At 61.7% G+C, this 18,721-nt stretch carries 15 protein-coding genes and 1 pseudogene; 6 read left to right on the top strand and 10 right to left on the bottom strand.

The genetic code is table 11. The annotated features are described in order from the left end of the window. Positions 1–18 precede the first annotated feature (18 nt). Positions 19–336: a cytochrome c gene (locus QXZ85_RS13345; RefSeq protein WP_315729623.1), complete on the bottom strand. Its 318-nt coding sequence runs from the start codon at positions 334–336 to the stop codon at positions 19–21. Positions 337–475: 139 nt separating this feature from the next. On the opposite strand from QXZ85_RS13345, the gene QXZ85_RS13340 reads away from it, so the two are divergent. The 3 genes from QXZ85_RS13340 (at position 476) to QXZ85_RS13330 (ending at position 2,520) form a co-directional block, all read left to right on the top strand. After that, positions 476–1,189 carry a helix-turn-helix domain-containing protein gene (locus QXZ85_RS13340; protein WP_315704506.1) on the top strand — a complete coding sequence of 238 codons (714 nt, stop codon included), beginning with the start codon at positions 476–478 and terminating at the stop codon, positions 1,187–1,189. 95 nt (positions 1,190–1,284) lie between these two features. Continuing rightward, a complete protein-coding gene (locus QXZ85_RS13335; RefSeq protein ID WP_315704505.1) occupies positions 1,285–1,416 on the top strand; it encodes a hypothetical protein in 132 nt (43 codons plus the stop codon). A 372-nt stretch (positions 1,417–1,788) separates the two neighbouring features. Further along, positions 1,789–2,520 carry a Crp/Fnr family transcriptional regulator gene (locus QXZ85_RS13330; RefSeq protein WP_315729690.1) on the top strand — a complete coding sequence of 244 codons (732 nt, stop codon included), beginning with the start codon at positions 1,789–1,791 and terminating at the stop codon, positions 2,518–2,520. A 10-nt stretch (positions 2,521–2,530) separates the two neighbouring features. Here QXZ85_RS13330 and QXZ85_RS13325 read toward each other — a convergent pair whose 3' ends face one another. The 8 genes from QXZ85_RS13325 to QXZ85_RS13290 form a co-directional block, all read right to left on the bottom strand. Beyond that, positions 2,531–4,015: an ATP-binding cassette domain-containing protein gene (locus QXZ85_RS13325; protein WP_315729622.1), complete on the bottom strand. Its 1,485-nt coding sequence runs from the start codon at positions 4,013–4,015 to the stop codon at positions 2,531–2,533. After that, positions 4,012–4,938 carry a branched-chain amino acid ABC transporter permease gene (locus QXZ85_RS13320; protein WP_315704503.1) on the bottom strand — a complete coding sequence of 309 codons (927 nt, stop codon included), beginning with the start codon at positions 4,936–4,938 and terminating at the stop codon, positions 4,012–4,014. The genes QXZ85_RS13325 and QXZ85_RS13320 overlap by 4 nt, the downstream gene beginning before the upstream one ends. Positions 4,939–4,940: 2 nt before the next feature. Continuing rightward, the gene (locus QXZ85_RS13315; RefSeq protein WP_315768552.1) at positions 4,941–5,816 is read right to left on the bottom strand and encodes a branched-chain amino acid ABC transporter permease; all 876 of its coding nucleotides are present in this window, start codon (positions 5,814–5,816) and stop codon (positions 4,941–4,943) included. A gap of 84 nt (positions 5,817–5,900) precedes the next feature. After that, entirely contained in the window at positions 5,901–7,160 is a 1,260-nt protein-coding gene (locus QXZ85_RS13310) for an ABC transporter substrate-binding protein (protein ID WP_315704501.1), read from the bottom strand. Positions 7,161–7,562: 402 nt separating this feature from the next. Beyond that, positions 7,563–8,852 (bottom strand): TRAP transporter large permease, encoded by a 1,290-nt coding sequence (locus tag QXZ85_RS13305; protein WP_315704500.1) that lies wholly within the window; start codon positions 8,850–8,852, stop codon positions 7,563–7,565. A gap of 18 nt (positions 8,853–8,870) precedes the next feature. Beyond that, on the bottom strand, positions 8,871–9,383 hold the full coding sequence (locus QXZ85_RS13300; protein WP_315729621.1) for a TRAP transporter small permease: 513 nt from the start codon (positions 9,381–9,383) through the stop codon (positions 8,871–8,873). A gap of 48 nt (positions 9,384–9,431) precedes the next feature. After that, positions 9,432–10,430, bottom strand: a complete 999-nt coding sequence (dctP, locus tag QXZ85_RS13295; protein ID WP_315727712.1) for a TRAP transporter substrate-binding protein DctP — start codon at positions 10,428–10,430, stop codon at positions 9,432–9,434. Positions 10,431–10,498: 68 nt separating this feature from the next. Continuing rightward, positions 10,499–11,185 (bottom strand): GntR family transcriptional regulator, encoded by a 687-nt coding sequence (locus QXZ85_RS13290; protein WP_315704950.1) that lies wholly within the window; start codon positions 11,183–11,185, stop codon positions 10,499–10,501. A 525-nt stretch (positions 11,186–11,710) separates the two neighbouring features. Between QXZ85_RS13290 and QXZ85_RS13285 the strand changes: the two genes are divergently transcribed. After that, a complete protein-coding gene (locus QXZ85_RS13285; RefSeq protein WP_315729620.1) occupies positions 11,711–13,798 on the top strand; it encodes a molybdopterin oxidoreductase family protein in 2,088 nt (695 codons plus the stop codon). 167 nt (positions 13,799–13,965) lie between these two features. Here QXZ85_RS13285 and QXZ85_RS13280 read toward each other — a convergent pair whose 3' ends face one another. Further along, entirely contained in the window at positions 13,966–14,268 is a 303-nt protein-coding gene (locus QXZ85_RS13280; RefSeq protein ID WP_315704496.1) for a hypothetical protein, read from the bottom strand. A 232-nt stretch (positions 14,269–14,500) separates the two neighbouring features. Here QXZ85_RS13280 and QXZ85_RS13275 point away from each other — a divergent pair, with 232 nt between their 5' ends. Beyond that, positions 14,501–17,920, top strand: coding sequence for an acyl-[ACP]--phospholipid O-acyltransferase (locus QXZ85_RS13275; RefSeq protein ID WP_316174292.1), 3,420 nt, complete (start codon positions 14,501–14,503; stop codon positions 17,918–17,920). Between the two features lie 8 nt (positions 17,921–17,928). After that, positions 17,929–18,663 (top strand): annotated as a pseudogene (locus QXZ85_RS13270) (esterase/lipase family protein); the annotation flags it as partial. Positions 18,664–18,721 lie beyond the last annotated feature (58 nt).

The following is an 18,721-nucleotide window of genomic DNA, read 5'->3' as shown; positions in this document are numbered from 1 at the left end:
GCTTCGTACTCCTCGCTGTTATTCGAGGGTCTTCAGATAGGACAGCAAGTCGTGAATCTGCTCCGGTGCGAGCCTAAATTGCGGCATCACAGGGTGACCGGTCACAATTCCTTCCGCCAAGGCCTCGCTGAGCGATTCGACAGGGTAGCGTTGGTGTAGCGTGCGGAAGGGCGGCGCGGGTTTGAGGGGGCTGTCGCCCGTCCTGCCGATCGCGTGACATCTTGCGCAATGGGCTTGCGCATAGGTCCGTCCGCGTTGCTCCGCGGTGTGGGCAGCCAGAGCCGGAGACAGTAGGGCAAGGGTCAGAAGAATCTGACACGAGGTGAGGCGCAGCATTCGCAATCCGTTGGCGGCAGGGTCGCCTCAACTCAAGATATTGGGCCCAACGCGAGGCGATTTGATTTGCATCAACTGCCGAGCGGATGATCGGTTAGAATGCCGCAAACGTTGGTGGCTCGGCCGTTCGGAGCAATGCATGAAGATGTCCCTGGTTGCGGTCGACCCGAATGGGCAGGCCTGTACCGACTGCGCTGTGCGGCAATTCAGCCTCTGTGCGTCGCTGGACAAGGTGGAGATGCGGGAGTTCGAACAACTGAGCCGACGGGTTCAGTTCGCGAGCTGTGAGACCGTATTTACGCAGGAAGATACGACGTCATATTTCTACAATGTGCTTGACGGAGTGGTACGACTTTACAAGCTTCTGCCCGACGGGCGAAGGCAGATCGTTGGGTTCGCCCTTCCCGGCGACTTCGTAGGCATGACGACCGAGCAGCGACACTGCTTTTCGGCGGATGCAATCGGTCCGGTAACAGTCTGCCAGTTCGCCAAGACACCGTTCGCGCGTTTTGCGGACGACAAGCCGAACTTGTTGCGGCGCATGAACGATCTGACCGTCCAGGAGCTGAATCAAGCCCGTGACCACATGGTTTTGCTTGGACGTCGTTCGGCAGAGGAGAAGGTCGCCATCTTCCTCGTGGGCTGGCGGGATCGTCTCGCCGAACTCAGGGGGATATCGGATATCGTTCCCTTGCCAATGAGCCGGCAGGACATCGCAGATTACCTCGGCCTGACGATCGAAACGGTGAGCCGGACGTTCACCAAGCTCGAGAGAGAAGGGATCATCGAGATCGTGCCAGGAGGCGTCTGCCTGCGCGATCCTGCCCGCGCCGAAGCGCTCGCCGCGGCCTGATCGGGCGGGGGACGGCTGGCTCCGGTTTGATCCGGATCAAAGACCTAAGCGGCTGTCGAAAGGACAATGCTCCAAACTCAAGGGGAGGGAGAGGCATGCCTTTCGACGCTTTGGTGGTCAGTCTGGCCGTATTGGCCGTGTTCGTGGCGTTCGCTGCTGTGCTGGCCTGGGCCGATTCGCAGACCAGCCCGCTGAAGTTGAAGAAGGATATCTCAGGTCGGAAATAGGCGCTCGTAGCGCGCATCTGAGATGGTGCAGGACTGCCCTGGCCGGGCATCAGCCGCCTAAGGAGGCCTTCGCAGCCTGCGGAGCAGCATCGACATTGTCGAGAAGACATCTTATAGGTGTCTGGCATATTGCTTACTACTTTGGTCTCGGCTGTACTGTGGCGGATTCCCTGTGCCGATCTGTCGTATTCCGAAGCGGTACGAAAGGCGGAACGAACAGGCACTCTTGCTGGCCTGAGAGTTTCGGCTTCCTCCCGCTTGTTCGATGGCTGTTGGCGTGACCAAATCGTCCTGTCTTGCGTCCTTGGGTCAGCACCCCGCCAGCGTCACGGTAATATCTTCCGGTCGGCGATCCGATGCTGGAGGAACGGCGTGATTGACGAAAAGAAGGGGGTCTCTCGGCCTTCTGCAAGCGGCAAACTCTCTGTGCTCCGCCAGCATCCGATTTTTCGTGACCTGGAGGCCGATGCGCTTGACCAGCTTTGTCGGTACGCCAAGCCCACCACGCTGAGGCGCGGTGCCGCGATCTTTTCCAAAGGCGATTCGGGCAACAGCCTCTATGCGGTCATCAGCGGCACCGTCAAGATCAGCGTGTCGTCGCCGGACGGCCGGAACGCAATCCTGAACCTGATCAGCGCGGGTGAACTGTTCGGTGAGGTCGCCGTGCTCGATGGCGGGGAGCGGACCGCCGATGCGACGGCCAACACCAATTGCGAGATCTTTGTCATTGATCGCCGCGATTTTTTGCCGTTCGTGAGAAGCCAGCCTGCACTCGCCATGAAGTTCATTGAGCTCTTGTGCGATCGATTGCGCTGGACCAGCGATCAGGTCGAGCAGCTCATTCTGCAGGATTTGCCTCGTCGTCTCGCAAGCGCCCTGCTTGGCCTGACCGAGAAGCGCAAGCTCGAACCTGGCAGCCGGACCATTGCGATCACCCAGCAGGAAATCAGCGAAATGGTCGGCATGACCCGGGAAAGTATCAACAAGCAGCTGCGCGCTTGGGCAGCCCGCAACTGGGTCCGGCTCGAGCATGGCGCCATCGTCCTCTTGAATCCGGAGCCGCTCCGGGCCTTGGCCGAGGCCGGTTCAGAGCACGAAGCGTAAGCGCGGACTATTACAAATAGCCCGCGCCGGCTTCCAGTGCGAAGCGGCCGGGATCGCCCTCCCAGACGATGCGGGCGTGCTCCAATACATAGACCCGATCCGCATGCGGAAGTGCGAAGGTGACGTTCTGTTCTCCCAAGACGACTGTGATCGGGGTCGTCTGTCGCAGCTTTTCCAGAGCCTTGGAGAGTTGCTCGAGGATGACGGGCGCAAGCCCGAGCGTCGGTTCGTCGAGGATCAGGACCTTGGGCTGCATCATCAGTGCGCGGCCGATGGCCAGCATTTGCTGCTCGCCTCCAGAAAGCGTCTGTGCAAGCTGGCTTTGTCGATCCTTCAAAATCGGAAATAGCTCGAATAGCCAACTCAGCTGCTGAGCCCGCTCTTGATCTGAAAGATGCTGGCCTCCGAGATCGAGATTTTCGCGCACGGTCATTTCGCCGAACAGCTCGCGCGATTCCGGGCATTGCACGATGCCCTCGCGCGCGATCCGCGCCGGGCTGATCCCGCGCAACGGGGCGCCGTCACGAATGACGTCGCCGCTATAGGGCAGGAAGCCAGAGATGGCGTTGAACAGCGTGGTCTTTCCGGCGCCGTTGAGACCGACAATGGAAACGAATTCGCCATGATGGACGTGGATCGAGACATCGTCCAGGGCCTGGGCCTTGCCATAGACGACACTGAGATTCTTCACCTCCAATGCTGGGACCTTGTCCTTGAAGCTGACCTCGGGGCGCGCTGACGTTTCGATCGCGCCACCTAGATAAACCCGGCGGACCGTTTCGTTACGCATGACATCCTCGGCGCGCCCGAAGGCGATCTCTTCCCCAAGATACATCGCGAGCACTTGGTCAACCAGCGCTGCCACGCTCTTTACATTGTGGTCGACCAGCAGCACCGCGCGGCCCTCGTCGCGAAAACTACGAATCAAAGCCGAGAAGGTGCCGACCTCAGCCATCGTGAGGCCAGCGAACGGCTCATCCACGAGCACGACTTTGGGCTCGCGCGCGATCGCTTTCGCGAGTTCAAGACGTCGAAGGTCGGCAAAGGGCAACGTCGGCGGGCGCCGGTTCATGACCGCGCCAAGACCGACGCGGTCCGCGATCCACTTGGCCCGTTCGGTCAGTTGCTTGTCCGGAAACAGCATCAAGAGGCTGTCCGGCAGCAGCGCAACCAATATGTTTTCCAGAACGGTCTGTCGGTTCAGCGGTCGCGAATGCTGGAACACCATGCCGAAGCCTTTTCGCGCGATCTTGTGCGCCGGCAAACCCGCGACGTTCTCTCCTTGGAAAATGACCTCACCGGCGGTCGGCCGTTCGATCCCCATGATCGATTTCATTGCCGTCGACTTGCCGGAGCCGTTCGGCCCGATCAGCCCCAGGATCTGTCCGGCATGCAGATCGAAATTGAGGTTCTTCACCGCGGTCAATCCGCCATAGCGCTTCACGAGGCCGCGTACCTGAAGGGGCGCCGTCGAAGTTGTGCCTGCATCCGTCACGAGCGCGCCTCCCGAGACAGGGCCGCGCCGAGGAAGCCGCCCGGGAAGAACAGGACGACCAGCAGCGCCACGAAAGACACGATAAAGGTTGCGAGCTCTCCTGTTGGTCGCAGAAACTCGCCGGCGACGATCAGGAAGATTGCCCCGAGCGCGGCTCCCAGAACGGTCCGTCGGCCGCCAAGCACTGCGGCGACAATCACGTTGACGCCGACGGCGACGTCGACCACGGTTCCGACCGAGGCGGTGCCGAAGTAGAACACCAAAAGCGCACCTGATAGGCCGGAAAAGAACGCGCTGACGATAAAGGCGAACAGCTTGTGCTTCACGATATTGAAGCCGAGCGCGCCCGCCTGAACAGGGTCTTGTCCACTGGCCTGCAGCACCAGGCCGAGCGGCGATTGCGACAGTCCATAGAGGATCGCCGCGCTGATCGTCATGAATCCGAGAGCGATCCAGTAATTGGCATTGGCACTGATGGTAATGACGTCGGGGATCGTCAAGCCGATCTCACCGCCGGTAAGGTCGGCGAACACTACGACAAAATTCTGCAGCATCAGCACGGCAACCAGGGTCGTTAGGCCGAAATAGGGACCGCGGACTCGCAGCGCCGGCAGCGCCAGGACAAATCCCGCGATGACCGATGCGATGGCTCCCAGCACGATACACACGTAAACCGACCAGCCATATTGGTTGTTGACGATGCCGGCAGTATAGGCGCCGACGCCGATCAGGAAAGTCGGGCCGAAATTGACCTCGCCGGCGAAGCCGAACAGCAGATCCCAAGCCATCGCGAAAACACCGAAGTAATAAGCGACGGTCAGCAGGCCAAGTACGTAGCCGGAGACGTAGAGCGGCAAGGTTGCTGCGACGAGAACGACGACGAGCGAGATCACGAACAGGCGTGATGTGAAGAATCCCGACATGCTCATCGTCTCCCGAGCAGGCCTTGCGGCCGGATATACATCACGAAAACGAGGAGCAGCAGAGCAGGGATGGTGCGGTAAGCGGGCGAGACCAGGTAGGCCGTCAAGGTCTCGAGATAACCCACGACGAAAGCGGCGATCAAGGATCCCGATACGCTGCCGAGCCCACCCAGCACCACGATCGAAAAGGCGCTCGCCGTCAACGGACCGACGCTATAGGAACTGACGCCAAGAAACATCCCCAGCAGCACGCCGGCGATGCCGGCCAGCACACCATAGATCGCCCAGACCACGATATAGATGTTGGTCAGTTCGAGACCGAGCAGCGTCACGCCGCGCGGATTCATGGACGCCGCGAGCACAGCCTTTCCCGTGCGGGTCCGATTCACCAACGCCCAGAGTAGCGCGATGACCAGACAGCAGACGATGGCGGTGAAGATCTCATTGCTGGGTGTTCGTACGCCCAAGATATCGACCACGCCCTCGACGATCGGCAACACGGTTTTGGCATTGTTCGTAAAGAAATAGGCAATCAGCTCCTGGATCATGATGCCCCAGAGCAGGGTCCCGGTCAGGACAAAGATCTCCTTCTCTTCATTCGGAATGCGCCGAGACCGCTGGATTGGTTGCACGACCGCAAAATAGGTGGCGAAGGCCGCGATCAGTGCGGCCAAGATGCCGATCAATGCGCCGGCGTAGGTGCGGGTATGAAGAATGCTCGCGGCGGCCCAGGCCGCCACGGCAGCGAGCACCATGATGGCGCCGTGGGACAGGTTAAGCACCCCGGATACACCGAAGATCAGGGTGAATCCGGTTGCGCCTAGCGCATAGAGCGCACTGACGGCAAAGCCGTCGATCAGGATCTGGAGTGCACGCATGGACCTGGGCTGAGACAGCAGAGCTGTCTTCAAGAGGAGAGGCAAAAATGTCCCGCCCCGATCGGAGCGGGATAGCGCTGGATATCAGTTCGAGGTGACCTTGATGAAGCTCGGGAACTTCATGGGTGACTTCGCGATCTCCTTGGGCCAGACCGCAACCTGCTGTCCGTCCTGCCACTGCAGCATCAGCCCGGTGATCAAGCCTTTGCCGTATTTGATCGAATGCGTGAACGGATCATCCTTGCCGTAGAATTGCACGCGGCCGATCGTCCCCTCCCAGTCGGTCTTCTCCAGCGCTTCGACCATTTTGTCGGCATCAGTCGAGCCCGCCCGCTTGACCGCGTCGGCAATGTAGTAGACCTCGTCATAGGCCGTGTAACCGGCGTAAGAAGGGTAGTTGCCGTATTTGGCCTTGAAGCCCTCCGAGAAGGGAACGGACTTCGGGGTGACGGCCACGCCGGTGCCGGAAACACCCTGATAGAGCACGCCGTTGGCGGCATCATTGGTGTCCTTGCCGAAGGTAGAGTTGGTCGCCTGCGAGCTGATTCCGAACATCGGGATCGGCACCTGCTGATTCTTCCACTGCACGGTGGGTTGGACGCCGACGTGAGAGATGCCGGTGATGATCACGTCCGGCTTGGCCGCTTCGATCTTATTGAAGATCGGCGTGAAGTCGGTGGTGTCAGGCGAGAAGCGGATGTGGTCGAGGACCTTCAGCCCGATCTTCGGTAGACATTCCTCGTAGCCAACGTCGAGCGGCTTGGTCCAGGCGGCGTCCTCGCTCATGATGACGGCCGACGTCATGTGCTTGCCGTCGACCAGGAGTTCCTTGGCCGCGTCGCAAACGGACTGCGCGAGTGCCGCAGACGTCAGGTACCCATGAAAGGTATATTTGTTTTTCTCGTAGTCCGCATGCACGCTCTTGCTGATCTCGTTCGATGCCGCGCCCGGCGTAATGAACGGCGTTTTCAGCCGGGACGCCCAGGGCTCAAGCGCCAGCACCACCTCGCTGATATAGCTTGCGATGACGATATTGACCTTGTCTTCGTTGACCGCGCGCTGGAACGCGCGAACCGAATCGGCGGAGGAGGAGTGATTGTCATAAGTGACGATCTCGATCTTCCGCCCATCGACACCGCCCTTGGCGTTGATCTCATCGGCCGCCATCTGCGCCGCCTGCGGGATGGACGCGCCGGCGATGGCCTGCGCTTCTGCGATCACGCCGATTTTAAGCGCATCGGCTGCCCTGGCAGGGCTCAAGGCCGCGCCCAGAAAACCAGCTGCACTCAGCGCGAGCAAGCCGCACCCCGACCACGATAATGCAATGCGGGAAACCTTCGTCATATTTCTCTCCCTGGAATTTCACTTGTTTTTCTTCATTGTAGCGCCGCTTGCGAGATCAGCAAGCGTCACGGAAATTGCCGCAGCGCAACCGACCTCGGCCGTGAGCAGAACTTAACCCCCGATAATCTATGGCCGCGAGGCCCTGCTGCTGATCAACGTGTCGGATCTTCGGATGGATGGCGGGCGGGCCGGTTCGCACATCGTTCTGCAACGGCCCGACGTGTCGATCGGTCTGCGGGCCATCGAACCGCCCTAAGCTCTATCGGCACCACTGCCCCTCGCGTGCGTTCGGCGCCGGCCGTCAGCGTTTTGTTTCAGGCAGTATCGGGAGCGACACTAAGGCCGAGACGATGCTGCCAGCAAGGCGCCCGCAACATGGTCGCGATATCTTGAGCCACAGTGTCAGTGCAGCACCTGCCGCGGCAGCCACAGCGATATCTGAGGGATGTAGGTCACCGCCATCAGCACCAGGAACATCACGGCGTAAAATGGCCAGATCCGGCGCATGACCTGCTCGATGCTCACCTTGCCGACGGCACAGCCGACGAACAGGATGGCTCCGACAGGCGGGTGACACAGGCCAATCCCGAGGTTCAGCAGCATGATCATTCCGAAATGAACCGGATCGACGCCGAAATTTTGCATCACCGGAAGCAGAATCGGCGTGGCGATCAAGATCGATGGCGCCATGTCGACCAAAGTGCCGAGCAGCAGCAGGAGAATGTTGATCAGGAACAGGATCACATATTTGTTGCTCGAAATCGACAGGAAGAACTGCGTCATCTTCGCCGGCATCTGGGTGAGCGCCATGATGTAGCCGACGGCGGAGGCACAGGCGATCAGGGTCATGACCATCGCGATGGTGCGTAGGGTCCGGTGGAGCAGAACCGGTAGATCGCGCCAGCGGTAATCGCGATAGATGAACATCGTGACAAAGAAAGCCCAGAGACAGGCAACCGCGCCGGCCTCGATCGCGGTGAAGACGCCCCCGAGGATGCCGCCAAGAATGATGACCAGAGTGATCAACCCCCAGGCGGCGTCGATCGTGATCCTGATCGCATCCTTTGTGGCCACCACATGCCCGGTCGGATGACGCTCGCGGTAGGCGATCACGAGGCAGAGCAGGATCAGCGAGAAGCCGAGCAGCAGCCCCGGAAAGACGCCTGCCACGAACAGCGCGCTAATCGAGATCGTGCCGCCGGTTGCGAGTGAATAGAGCACGGCGTTGTGGCTTGGCGGCACAAGCAGCGCCTGCACGGACGAACTGATGGTGAGATTGGTGGCAAACACCCGCGGATAGCCGGAGCGCTCCATCTGAGGAATCATCACCGAGCCGATCGCAGACGTATCTGCCACCGCAGATCCGGAAATGCCGCTCAGGAATGTGGTCGCAAGCACGTTCACGATCGACAATCCGCCGCGAAGTCGCGTTAATCCGACCAGCACGTCGGCGAACGCGACCAGCCGCCGTGCCATGCCGCCTTCCGCCATGATGGCGCCTGCCAGCACGAAGAACGGAATTGTCAGCATGGCGACCTTGCTGACGCCATCGGAGACCTTCAGCATCACCGCTTCGAGCGGAATGCCGATCCAGAGCGCGCCGACGATGGCCGCAAGCGCGAGCGAATACGCAATGGGCATTCCGATCAAGAAGCAGACCAGCATCGTCGCGAGCAGGATGAAAATATCCATGGATCTCTCTCTGCGGACCTAATCGAAGGACGCGCGATCGCTATGGGGGATCGGATCGGGCGGAATGCCGATGAATATCCGCTCGATGATGAAGAAGAGCAGGCAGAGCCCTCCGATCGGGATAGGCAGATAGGTCACGCCGACCGAGAGGAACGGGAAGTCGGCGATGGTGTTCTGCCAGGTGACCTCGACGAGCCGCTCGCCCCAGACGATCATGAAGATCGCAATGAGGGCCATCAGTAGTTGCACGATGACGTCGAGACCCCGACGCCAAGGCGTCGGCAGCTGATCGGCAAAGTAGGACAGGCTCATATGCAGATTGAGCCTGTAGCCCGCCGCCGCGCCGATGAAAGTCAACAGGATCGTCAGCAACACGGCCAAAGGCTCCGGCCATGACGCGGCGCTGTTCAGAACGTAGCGGGTGAAAACCGCATACGGGATGACAGCCGAGATCAGCACCAATGCCGTGGCACCGACGATCACGCAGGCGAGATAAAGTGCATCCATTGCCCGCCGATATAGAGCGGCCATAGCTCGTTCTCCTTGTTTGTCTTTTTGGCAAACAATGCCCGCGTTGCCTTACGCGATCGCCTGGATGCGCTTGATCATCTCCTGATATTTGGGACCATATTTGTCCCACACCGGCTTCACCGCGGCCTGAAACGGCGCCTTGTCCGGGATCTCGTTGATCTCGCAGCCGGCGGCCTTGGCCTTCTCCATGGCCTGACGCTCATAGGCCTTCCATAATTCGCGCTCTTCCATCTGGGCCTCGCGGGCGAATTTTTTGATCAGGGTCTGATCGTCGGGGGAGAGCGAGGTCCACGCTCTCTTGGAGAAGACGAGCACTTCTGGAATGACGAGATGCTCGGTGAGCGAGTAATACTTCGCCGCCGTATAGTGGTTGGAGAAGACATAGCTGGGCGGGTTGTTCTCGGCGCCATCGATGACGCCGGTCTGCAATGCGCTGAAGACCTGATCGTATCCCATGGCTATGCCATTGCCGCCGAGGGCATTCATCATGTCGATGAAGATCGGATTGCCGATCACGCGGATCTTCAGTCCTTTGATATCCTCGATCGATTTGATCGGCCGCTTGGTGTTGTAGATGCTCCGCGCGCCCGAATTCATCCAGCACAGCGCCACGAGATTTGCGCTCGGATTGGCGCTGATCCGGTCGAGAAGATCCTGTCCGACCGGGCCGTCCATCATCTTCTCGGAATGTTCGATGCTCTTGAACAGGAAGGGCATGTTGACGACGTTGATCTCGTCGACGATGGGGCCGAGCGCGCCCGCACTGACGCGTAACATCTGGATCGCGCCGATCTGGGTTTGCTCGATGGTCTCCTTCTCGCCGCCGAGTTGAGCGGACGGATACATTTGGATCGACAGACGGCCGTTGGTCGCGGCTGCCAGCTTCTTTCCGAGATTTTCTGTTGCGGCGACGGTGGGATAGCCGGGAGGCTGCACGTCGGAGGTCTTGAGAATCGCCTTGGACTGCGCCAGCGCGGATGAAAGTGGGGGGAGCGTGGCTGCAGTGGTCAGTCCAACGCTCAGCTTGATGAAGTCGCGTCGTTTCATGGCGTCCCTCCCAGGACTATGGTGTTTGAGCCGCAATCATTGGATTCGCGGTTCTCGGCACGTGAGACTTACGTCGATCGGTCGAAAAACTCCGGATTGACCGTCTGGATGGCGGAAATATCTCCGAGCAGACGATCCAGATGGCGCGCCATCGCAAGCTGAGCGGCGTTCGGGTGGCGAGCTTCTATTGCGGTCAGGATCGGCTCATGTTCCGCAATCACCTCGGTCATGCGGCCTGCCTGAGGCAGCGTAAGCCTGCGATAGCGATCGACATGGACTTTGACCTGCTGGATCAGGGTCCAGATTCCGGGGTAGCCGGCGATCTCTGCAATGGCCGCATGAAAGAGTTCATCTGCCTGGTGGAATGCTTCGCGATCTCTCGCTGTGTCGGCCTCGCGCTGTCGCTCGAGGATCGCATGCAGGTTCAACAACTGACTCGAGGTCACGCGTTCGGCAGCCATCCGCGCAGTGGTTTCCTCCAGCGCTTTCCGAATGATGATGGCCTCCGGCAGCGCCGCGATCGGAATGCGTGAGACAAAAATGCCGGATTGTGGGAAGATTTCGACGAGTCCCTCGTCCGCAAGCTTCAGGATCGCCTCGCGAACGGGGGTTCGGCTGACGCCATAGGCCGTCGCGATCTGGGATTCCGAGATGATCTCGCCCGGGCGGCGGGCAAGCGAAACCAATTCTGCCCTCAGATCGGAGTAGATCTGGGACGATGCCCTCGTTCCCCGCGGCCGCTCGTTGCGGCGCACGCGGGCGGATATCGGTCGTGGGGCAGGGGCCAATTTCCTTGGCGCTCGGGCGATCATGTGCGTTTCCTCAATTGATATATTAGTATATGAATTTCGCTTGGCAACGAAAATCACCACCCTTGCGGGCTGGAGGGAATGGGAGCCGACGGCTGCGGGCTGTTCGATTTCTGGGAGAATCGAGTCGTGCTTGGCGCTATGTGCACCGTCGGCTCCAGTCTCGGGAAGCCTTGCTCGACGGGAGGCCATGCTCGATGTCCGCTCTGCGCGTCGACCGAGGCTTGTGCAGCTTGCCTCTGGCACCACGAAATGTGTGATCGGCAGCGCGTTGGGCGTTGAGGTGGCCGGAGAGCGCTCGACCAGTTCGCCGACTTGGACGCTGCGACGCAATGATCGATGTACGCTCCCGCGCTACATGTCCTCGTTCGAGGTTCCGAGTCGTAGGCGCGACGACGCCTGCGTTTTGTTCATGCGAGTGCCTCGCGAATGCACTCGGTCGAGACGAAATTCGGTGTTAACAATCACGGCATGAACCAGCAGCCTCGCATTCAGATCCGTCATTCGACCTGTCCGCATGATTGTCCGTCGGCCTGTGCACTCGACGTCGAGGTGCTCGATCGGAACACGATCGGTCGGGTGCGCGGTTCGAAGCGGCAGACCTATACGGCCGGTGTCGTCTGCGCCAAGGTTGCGCGATATGCCGAGCGCATCCACCATCCCGAGCGGCTGATGCATCCGCTGCGGCGCACTGGTCCGAAGGGCTCCGGCCAGTTCGCGCGCATCTCCTGGGACGAGGCGTTGGACGAGATTGCAGCACGCTTTATCGGAGCTGAGCGCGGTTTCGGCGCGGAATCCGTATGGCCGTACTACTACGCCGGCACGATGGGCCTGGTCATGCGGCTCGGCATCAACCGTCTGACCCATGTGAAGAAGTATTCGCGCTTCTACTCGACGATCTGCGCCAATGTCGCACGCGTCGGCTTTGCCGTCGGCACCGGCAAGATCGCCGGCGTCGATCCGCGGGAGATGGGTGTCTCCGATCTGATCGTGATCTGGGGCACCAATCCCGTGAACACGCAGGTCAACGTCATGACCCATGCCTCTCGCGCCCGAAAGGAGCGCGGTGCGAAGATTGCGGCCGTCGACATCTACGACAACGACACGATGAAGCAGGCTGACATCAAGATCATTCTGCGTCCGGGCACCGATGGCGCCTTTGCCTGCGGCGTCATGCACGTACTATTTCGCGACGGTTATGCCGATCGCGCTTATATGGACCGTTACACCGACTGTCCGGCAGAACTCGAAGCGCATTTGAAGACGCGCACGCCGGAATGGGCCTCTTCCATTTGCGGTGTGCCGGTGGCGGAGATCGAGGCGTTTGCACGCGCGGTCGGCGAGACCAAGCGCACCTTCTTCCGGCTGGGCTATGGCTTCACCCGCAGCCGCAATGGAGCCACGCAGATGCATGCGGCGTCGTGCATCCCCGCGGTGACCGGTGCGTGGCAATATGAGGGCGGCGGCGCCTTCTTCAACAACGCCGCGCTTTGGCGATTCGACGAATCCATCATCGAAGGCCATGATGCGATCGATCACGGAACGCGCATTCTGGATCAGTCGCTGGTCGGGCGCATTCTGACCGGCGACAGCCAGGCGCTGTGCGGCGGTTCGCCGGTCAGGGCGATGCTGATCCAGAACACCAATCCGGTGACCGTCGCGCCCGAGCAGAACCTGGTGCGGCAGGGTTTTGCACGCGAAGACTTGTTCGTTGCGGTCCACGAGCAGTTCATGACCGAGACCGCGCAGATGGCCGACATCGTGCTGCCGGCGACGATGTTCATGGAGCACGACGATCTTTATTACGGCGGCGGCCATCAGCACATTTCGGTCGGTCCGAAGCTGATCGAGCCGCCCGGCGAGTGCCGCTCGAACCACGAAGTCTTACAGGGGCTGGCGCGGCGGCTCAGGGCCGTTCATCCTGGTTTTGAGATGACGCCGCGCGAATTGATCGACGTGACTCTGAAGAAGAGCGGACACGGCGATATCGCCGGGCTCGAAGCCGACATCTGGCGCGATCTGCAGCCGGATTTTCGCACCTCGCATTATCTCGACGGCTTCGCGCACAAGGACGGCAAGTTCCATTTCAGGGCGGATTGGACGCGCCCGCCCTTCGGCCGGATCATGGGCAACCCGGGACGGATGCCGTCGTTGCCGGACCAGTGGGCGGTGACCGAGGAGACCGATGCGGACCATCCGTTTAGGCTAGCGACCAGCCCGTCGCGCTCCTTCCTCAACACCACCTTCAACGAAACGCCGTCCTCGCAGGCGAGGGAAGGGGCGCCCTCGGTGATGATCCATCCGCTGGACGCGGCCGCGCTCGACATCGCCGACGGCGAGGCGGTGACGCTTGGCAACGCCCGGGGTGAGACCACGCTGACAGCGCGCCTGTTTGAGGGCGTACGACGCGGCGTGCTGATCGCAGAATCGATTCACCCCAATCGCGCTCATATCGGCGGCCGCGGCATCAATAGCCTTACGGGAGCCGATACGGTCGCCCCGATCGGCGGTGCGGCGTTCCACGACAACAAGGTCTGGCTGCGCAAGGCGGTGATTTAGCAAGGCTCGTCACTTCTAGTTCAAAAAAATAGTTTCTATTCAACGGCTTGGCTCGACTTCGTCCGGCGCCTGCGCGCTGAGCCGCGCTCATGCTAGGCGATCTTCTATTGCAGAAACAAATCTCTTGAGCGTTGCTCAATTTAGCGGTAAATAGATTTGAGCAGCGCTCAAATCTGGAGATTCCCACGATGCAAACCCGTGTCGTCCGCATCCCGCATCTTTTTGCAGCCGATACCCTCGCTCTGGTGAACGGTTTCAGCCGGATCGTGTCTCACATTGTGACGGCTCCGATCGAGCGGGTCGCCGAGGCCTGCGATGTCGCCGGTCTCATGGCCGCGCGGCGCGCCGACCGGCAGGCTGGCGCAGGGCTGTATCGAGCCGCGGCTCGGGACGGGCACCGATCCCGCCGCCGCGCTCGGTCGGGCTGCTTTCACTATCTGAGCCAACTGACCTGACAACTTCAAATCCATCTCTCATGCGCAAACAACCGGTTACCATGTCCCAACATCCCGCGCCCGCTGAGCAGTTCGCGGGCCGCGGCGAAGGCTTTCGCACACCGCTTCGTGGCATCGTCGAGCCCGGCTTGCTTGCGCGTCCGTCATCGAGCCCGGGCATTGTAAGCCCGGAAAGTCGTTCCTTTGATCATCAACGTTCACAGCATCCCGTTTCGCGGCGTCGCCCGCAGCACACCAGGAAATGACAATGATCAAGCAGCTGATGTCGTCGCGTCGCTTTGCCCCGTTGTTCTGGGCGCAGTTCTGCTCGGCGCTCAACGATAACGTCCTCAAGAATGCGCTCGTCATCATGCTGCTCTATGGCGCGGTCGCCGCGCATGGCGATGCGCTGGTCACGGTCGCGGGTGCGGTCTTCATCTTCCCCTTCTTCATCCTGTCCGGTCTCGGCGGCGAGCTTGCGGACAAATACGTCAAGGGCGTCGTGGCCCGCCGTTTGAAGTTCGCCGAGATCTTTGCTGCCGGCTTCGCGGCGCTCGGCTTCTTCATGCACTCGGTCCCGCTTCTGTTCGTCGCGCTCGGGATGTTCGGCATCATCGCCGCCCTGTTCGGGCCAGTGAAATACGCGATGTTGCCGGATCAGCTCACTGTCGGCGAACTGGCGACCGGCAACGCGCTGGTCGAGGGTGCAACCTTCCTCGCGATCCTGATCGGCACCATCGCCGGCGGCCAGCTGGTCTCCGGATCTTCGCATATGGGCTGGGTGTCGCTCGCGGTCATCGGCCTCGCGCTGATCTCGTGGGCCTCTGCCGCGCAGATCCCGCACACCGCGCCGTCCGCGCCCGAGTTGCGGGTCACCGCCAATCCGTGGACGTCGACCTCGCACCTCCTGAAGTCGCTCTATGCCGAGCCGCGGCTGTGGGACGGCATGGTGATCGTGTCCTGGTTTTGGCTTGCCGGCGCGGTCGTGCTGTCGCTGTTGCCAGCGCTGATCAAGGGTGTCGTCGGCGGCACGGAGGGCGTCGTCACGCTCTGCCTTGCGATCTTCGCGATCGGCATTGCGATCGGCTCGCTGTTTGCCGCCCAGCTCAGCCATGTCAGGCCGAACCTGGCGCTGGTGCCGATCGGCGCCATCATCATGGGCGCGCTCGGGCTCGACCTGTCCTGGGCCATCGGCACGACCGAAACCGCGAAGGACATCACGCCGCTCGCCTTCATCGGCTCCTGGGCCGGCCTGCGCATGGTGATCGACTTCGCGCTGTTCGCCTTCGGTGGCGGCCTGTTCGTGGTGCCGGCGTTCGCGGCCGTGCAGGCCTGGTCGGCACCCTCCGAACGCGCGCGGGTGATCGCTGCGGGCAATATCCTGCAGGCGGCGTTCATGGTGGTCGGCTCGCTGTTCGTCGCGGGTCTGCAGGCAGCGGGCCTCTCGATTGCCTGGATCTTTTTCGGATTGGCACTGGCCAGTTTCGGCTCGGTCTGGTTCGTGCTGAATAAATGGGGCAAGGAAGGCGTGCGCGATTTCGGCGCGCTGCTGTTCCGGACGCTGTTTCGCACGGAGGTGAGAGGCCTGGAAAACCTGCCGGCCGCGGGAACGCGCATGCTGATCGCGCCCAATCATGTCAGCCTGATCGACGGGCCGCTCTTGCACGCCATCCTGCCAATCGACGCCACCTTCGCGGTGGACACGGGCATTGCGCAGGCATGGTGGGCGAAGATCTTCCTGAAGATGGTCCGTCACATCACCATCGATCCGACCAAGCCGCTCGGCGCGCGCGATCTGATCAAGCTGGTTGCAGCGAGCGAGCCGGTGGTGATCTTTCCAGAGGGGCGCATCACCGTGTCCGGTTCGTTGATGAAGGTCTACGATGGCACCGCGATGATCGCCGACAAGGCGGATGCGGTGGTCGTGCCGGTGCGCATCGAGGGCGCGCAGCGCTCGCATCTCAGCTATCTCAAGCACGGCCAGATCAAGCGCTCCTGGTTCCCGAAGGTGACCGTTACGATCCTGCCGCCGGTGAAGCTCGAGGTCGACGAGGCTCTCAAAGGAAAGACCCGGCGCAATGCGGCAGGAGCTGCGCTGCAGGACGTCATGATCGATGCGATGGTCAAGAACGCGATGCTCGACCAGACGCTGTTCGAGGCGCTGGCGCATGCCTATCGCGACCGCGACACCGGCAAGGTGCTGATCCAGGATCCGCTCGGCACCAAGCTGACCTACCGCAAGCTGCTGCTCGGCGCCCAGGTGCTGAGCCGGAAGCTGGAACAGGGGACGATCGTCGGCGAAAATGTCGGCGTGCTGCTGCCGAACTCGGCGGGCGTTGCAGTCGTGTTCATGGCGCTGCAATCGATCGGCCGGGTGCCCGCGATGCTGAACTTTTCGGCGGGCCCCGTGAACGTGCTCGCCGCGATGAAGGCGGCGCAGGTGACGACGGTGCTGACCTCGCGCGCCTTCATCGAGAAGGGCAAGCTCGACAAGCTGATCGCCGCGATCGAAGGCCAGGCGCGGCTGGTCTATCTGGAGGACATCAGAGCTTCGGTCGGTCTCCTCGACAAGATCAAGGGTTTCGCCGACGGCATTCATCCGCGCGTCGCCCGCAATGCCAGCCATCCGGCCGTGGTCCTGTTCACCTCGGGCTCGGAGGGCACGCCGAAGGGCGTCGTGCTGTCCCACCGCAACATCCTGGCCAATGCGGCGCAGGCGCTCGCCCGCGTCGATGCCAACGCCACCGACCTCGTCTTCAACGTGCTGCCCGTGTTCCACTCTTTTGGCCTCACCGGCGGCATGATGATGCCCATCTTGGCGGGTATCCCGATCTATATGTACCCATCGCCGCTGCATTACCGGATCGTGCCCGAGCTGATCTATCAGACCGGCGCCACCATCCTGTTCGGCACCGACACGTTCCTGACCGGCTATGCGCGCTCGGCGCATTCCTACGATTTCCGCACGCTCCGGCTGGTGATCGCCGGCGCCGAGCCGGTCAAGGACCGCACCCGGCAGGTCTATATGGAGCGCTACGGCATTCGCGTGCTCGAAGGCTATGGTGTCACGGAGACCGCGCCGGTGCTGGCGATGAACACGCCGATGGCCAATCGCGTCGGCACCGTCGGCCGGCTGTCGCCGCTGATGGAATACCGGCTGGACAAGGTGCCGGGGATCGAGGAGGGCGGCCGACTGTCGGTGCGCGGTCCGAACGTGATGCTCGGTTACTTGCGCGCCGAAAATCCCGGCGTGCTGGAAGCTCTGCCCGAAGGCTGGCACGACACCGGCGACATCGTCACCATCGATGCGCAGGGCTTCATCACCATCAAGGGCCGCGCCAAGCGCTTTGCCAAGATCGCGGGCGAAATGGTGTCGCTGTCGGTGGTCGAGCAGATCGCTGCCACGGTGTGGCCGCAGGCGACCTCGGTCGCGGTGTCGATTCCCGATGAGCGCAAGGGCGAGCGCATCGTGCTGCTCACCACGGAGAAGCAAGCCGAGCGCAGCGCGATGCAACGCCAGGCCAAGGCGCAAGGCGCGCCCGAGCTCGCCGTTCCCGCAACTGTGATGGTGGTCGACAAGGTGCCGCTGCTTGGGAGCGGCAAGACCGACTATGTTGCGGCGAAGGCGCTCGCGGAGTCCGCTGCAGGCAGCGCTACGCCTGAGCCGGTGGAGCGGGAAGTCGCCTGATGGCATCAATGGCATCATTGCGCCGACGAGATCGACAGGAGAGCCCCTGCACCGCGGGGGTGGTCCTGCTGCATGGCATCGCCGGCCGCTCCTTGATGCTCCGACGGCTGGAAAGAGCGTTGCAGCGCGCGGGCTTTGCGACACTCAATCTGGATTATGAGAGTCGCAAGAAGCCGCTCGAAGAGCTCGCCGAGGACATCCATCCGGCGATCGCAGGCTTTGCGGCGAACCTGCGCGGGCCCGTTCATTTCGTCACCCATTCGATGGGCGGGCTGCTCGCGCGGGTCTACATCGCAAGGCACCGGCCGGCGCGGCTCGGCCGCGTGGTCATGCTCGGTACTCCGAATGGCGGCAGCGAGATCGCCGATCGTCTGAAGGACATCGCGCTCTATCGCAGATATTTCGGCCCCGCCGGCCTGCAGTTGCTGACCACCCAGCACGTGACCCTGGCCTCCTTGCCGCCGCTCGACTACGAGGTCGGCGTCATCGCCGGTAACCGTTTTCTCGATCCGATCTCGGCCTTGTTCCTGCTGCCCTGGCCGAATGACGGCCGGGTGTCGGTGGAGAGCTGCAAGCTCGCCGACATGGCCGACCACACCACGGTCAAGGCCTCCCATATGGGCCTGCTGCTGCACCCGGCCGCGCTCCGGCAGACGATCGCGTTCCTGCGCGACGGCCGGTTCGAACGCGGCCGCCCGACCTGGCGCGCCGGCCAGCGCGAGATCGGTCGGCCCGCGGCGACCTGGCGCAAGTTTTCCTTGCTCGATGTCGCTATCCGGCGACAATTCCGCTTCCGGATAG

The organism is Bradyrhizobium sp. SZCCHNGR1005 (assembly GCF_032489995.1).
GTDB lineage: Bacteria > Pseudomonadota > Alphaproteobacteria > Rhizobiales > Xanthobacteraceae > Bradyrhizobium.
Note: the sequence above shows the minus strand (reverse complement) of the source record. Positions and strands in the feature narration are given on the sequence as shown.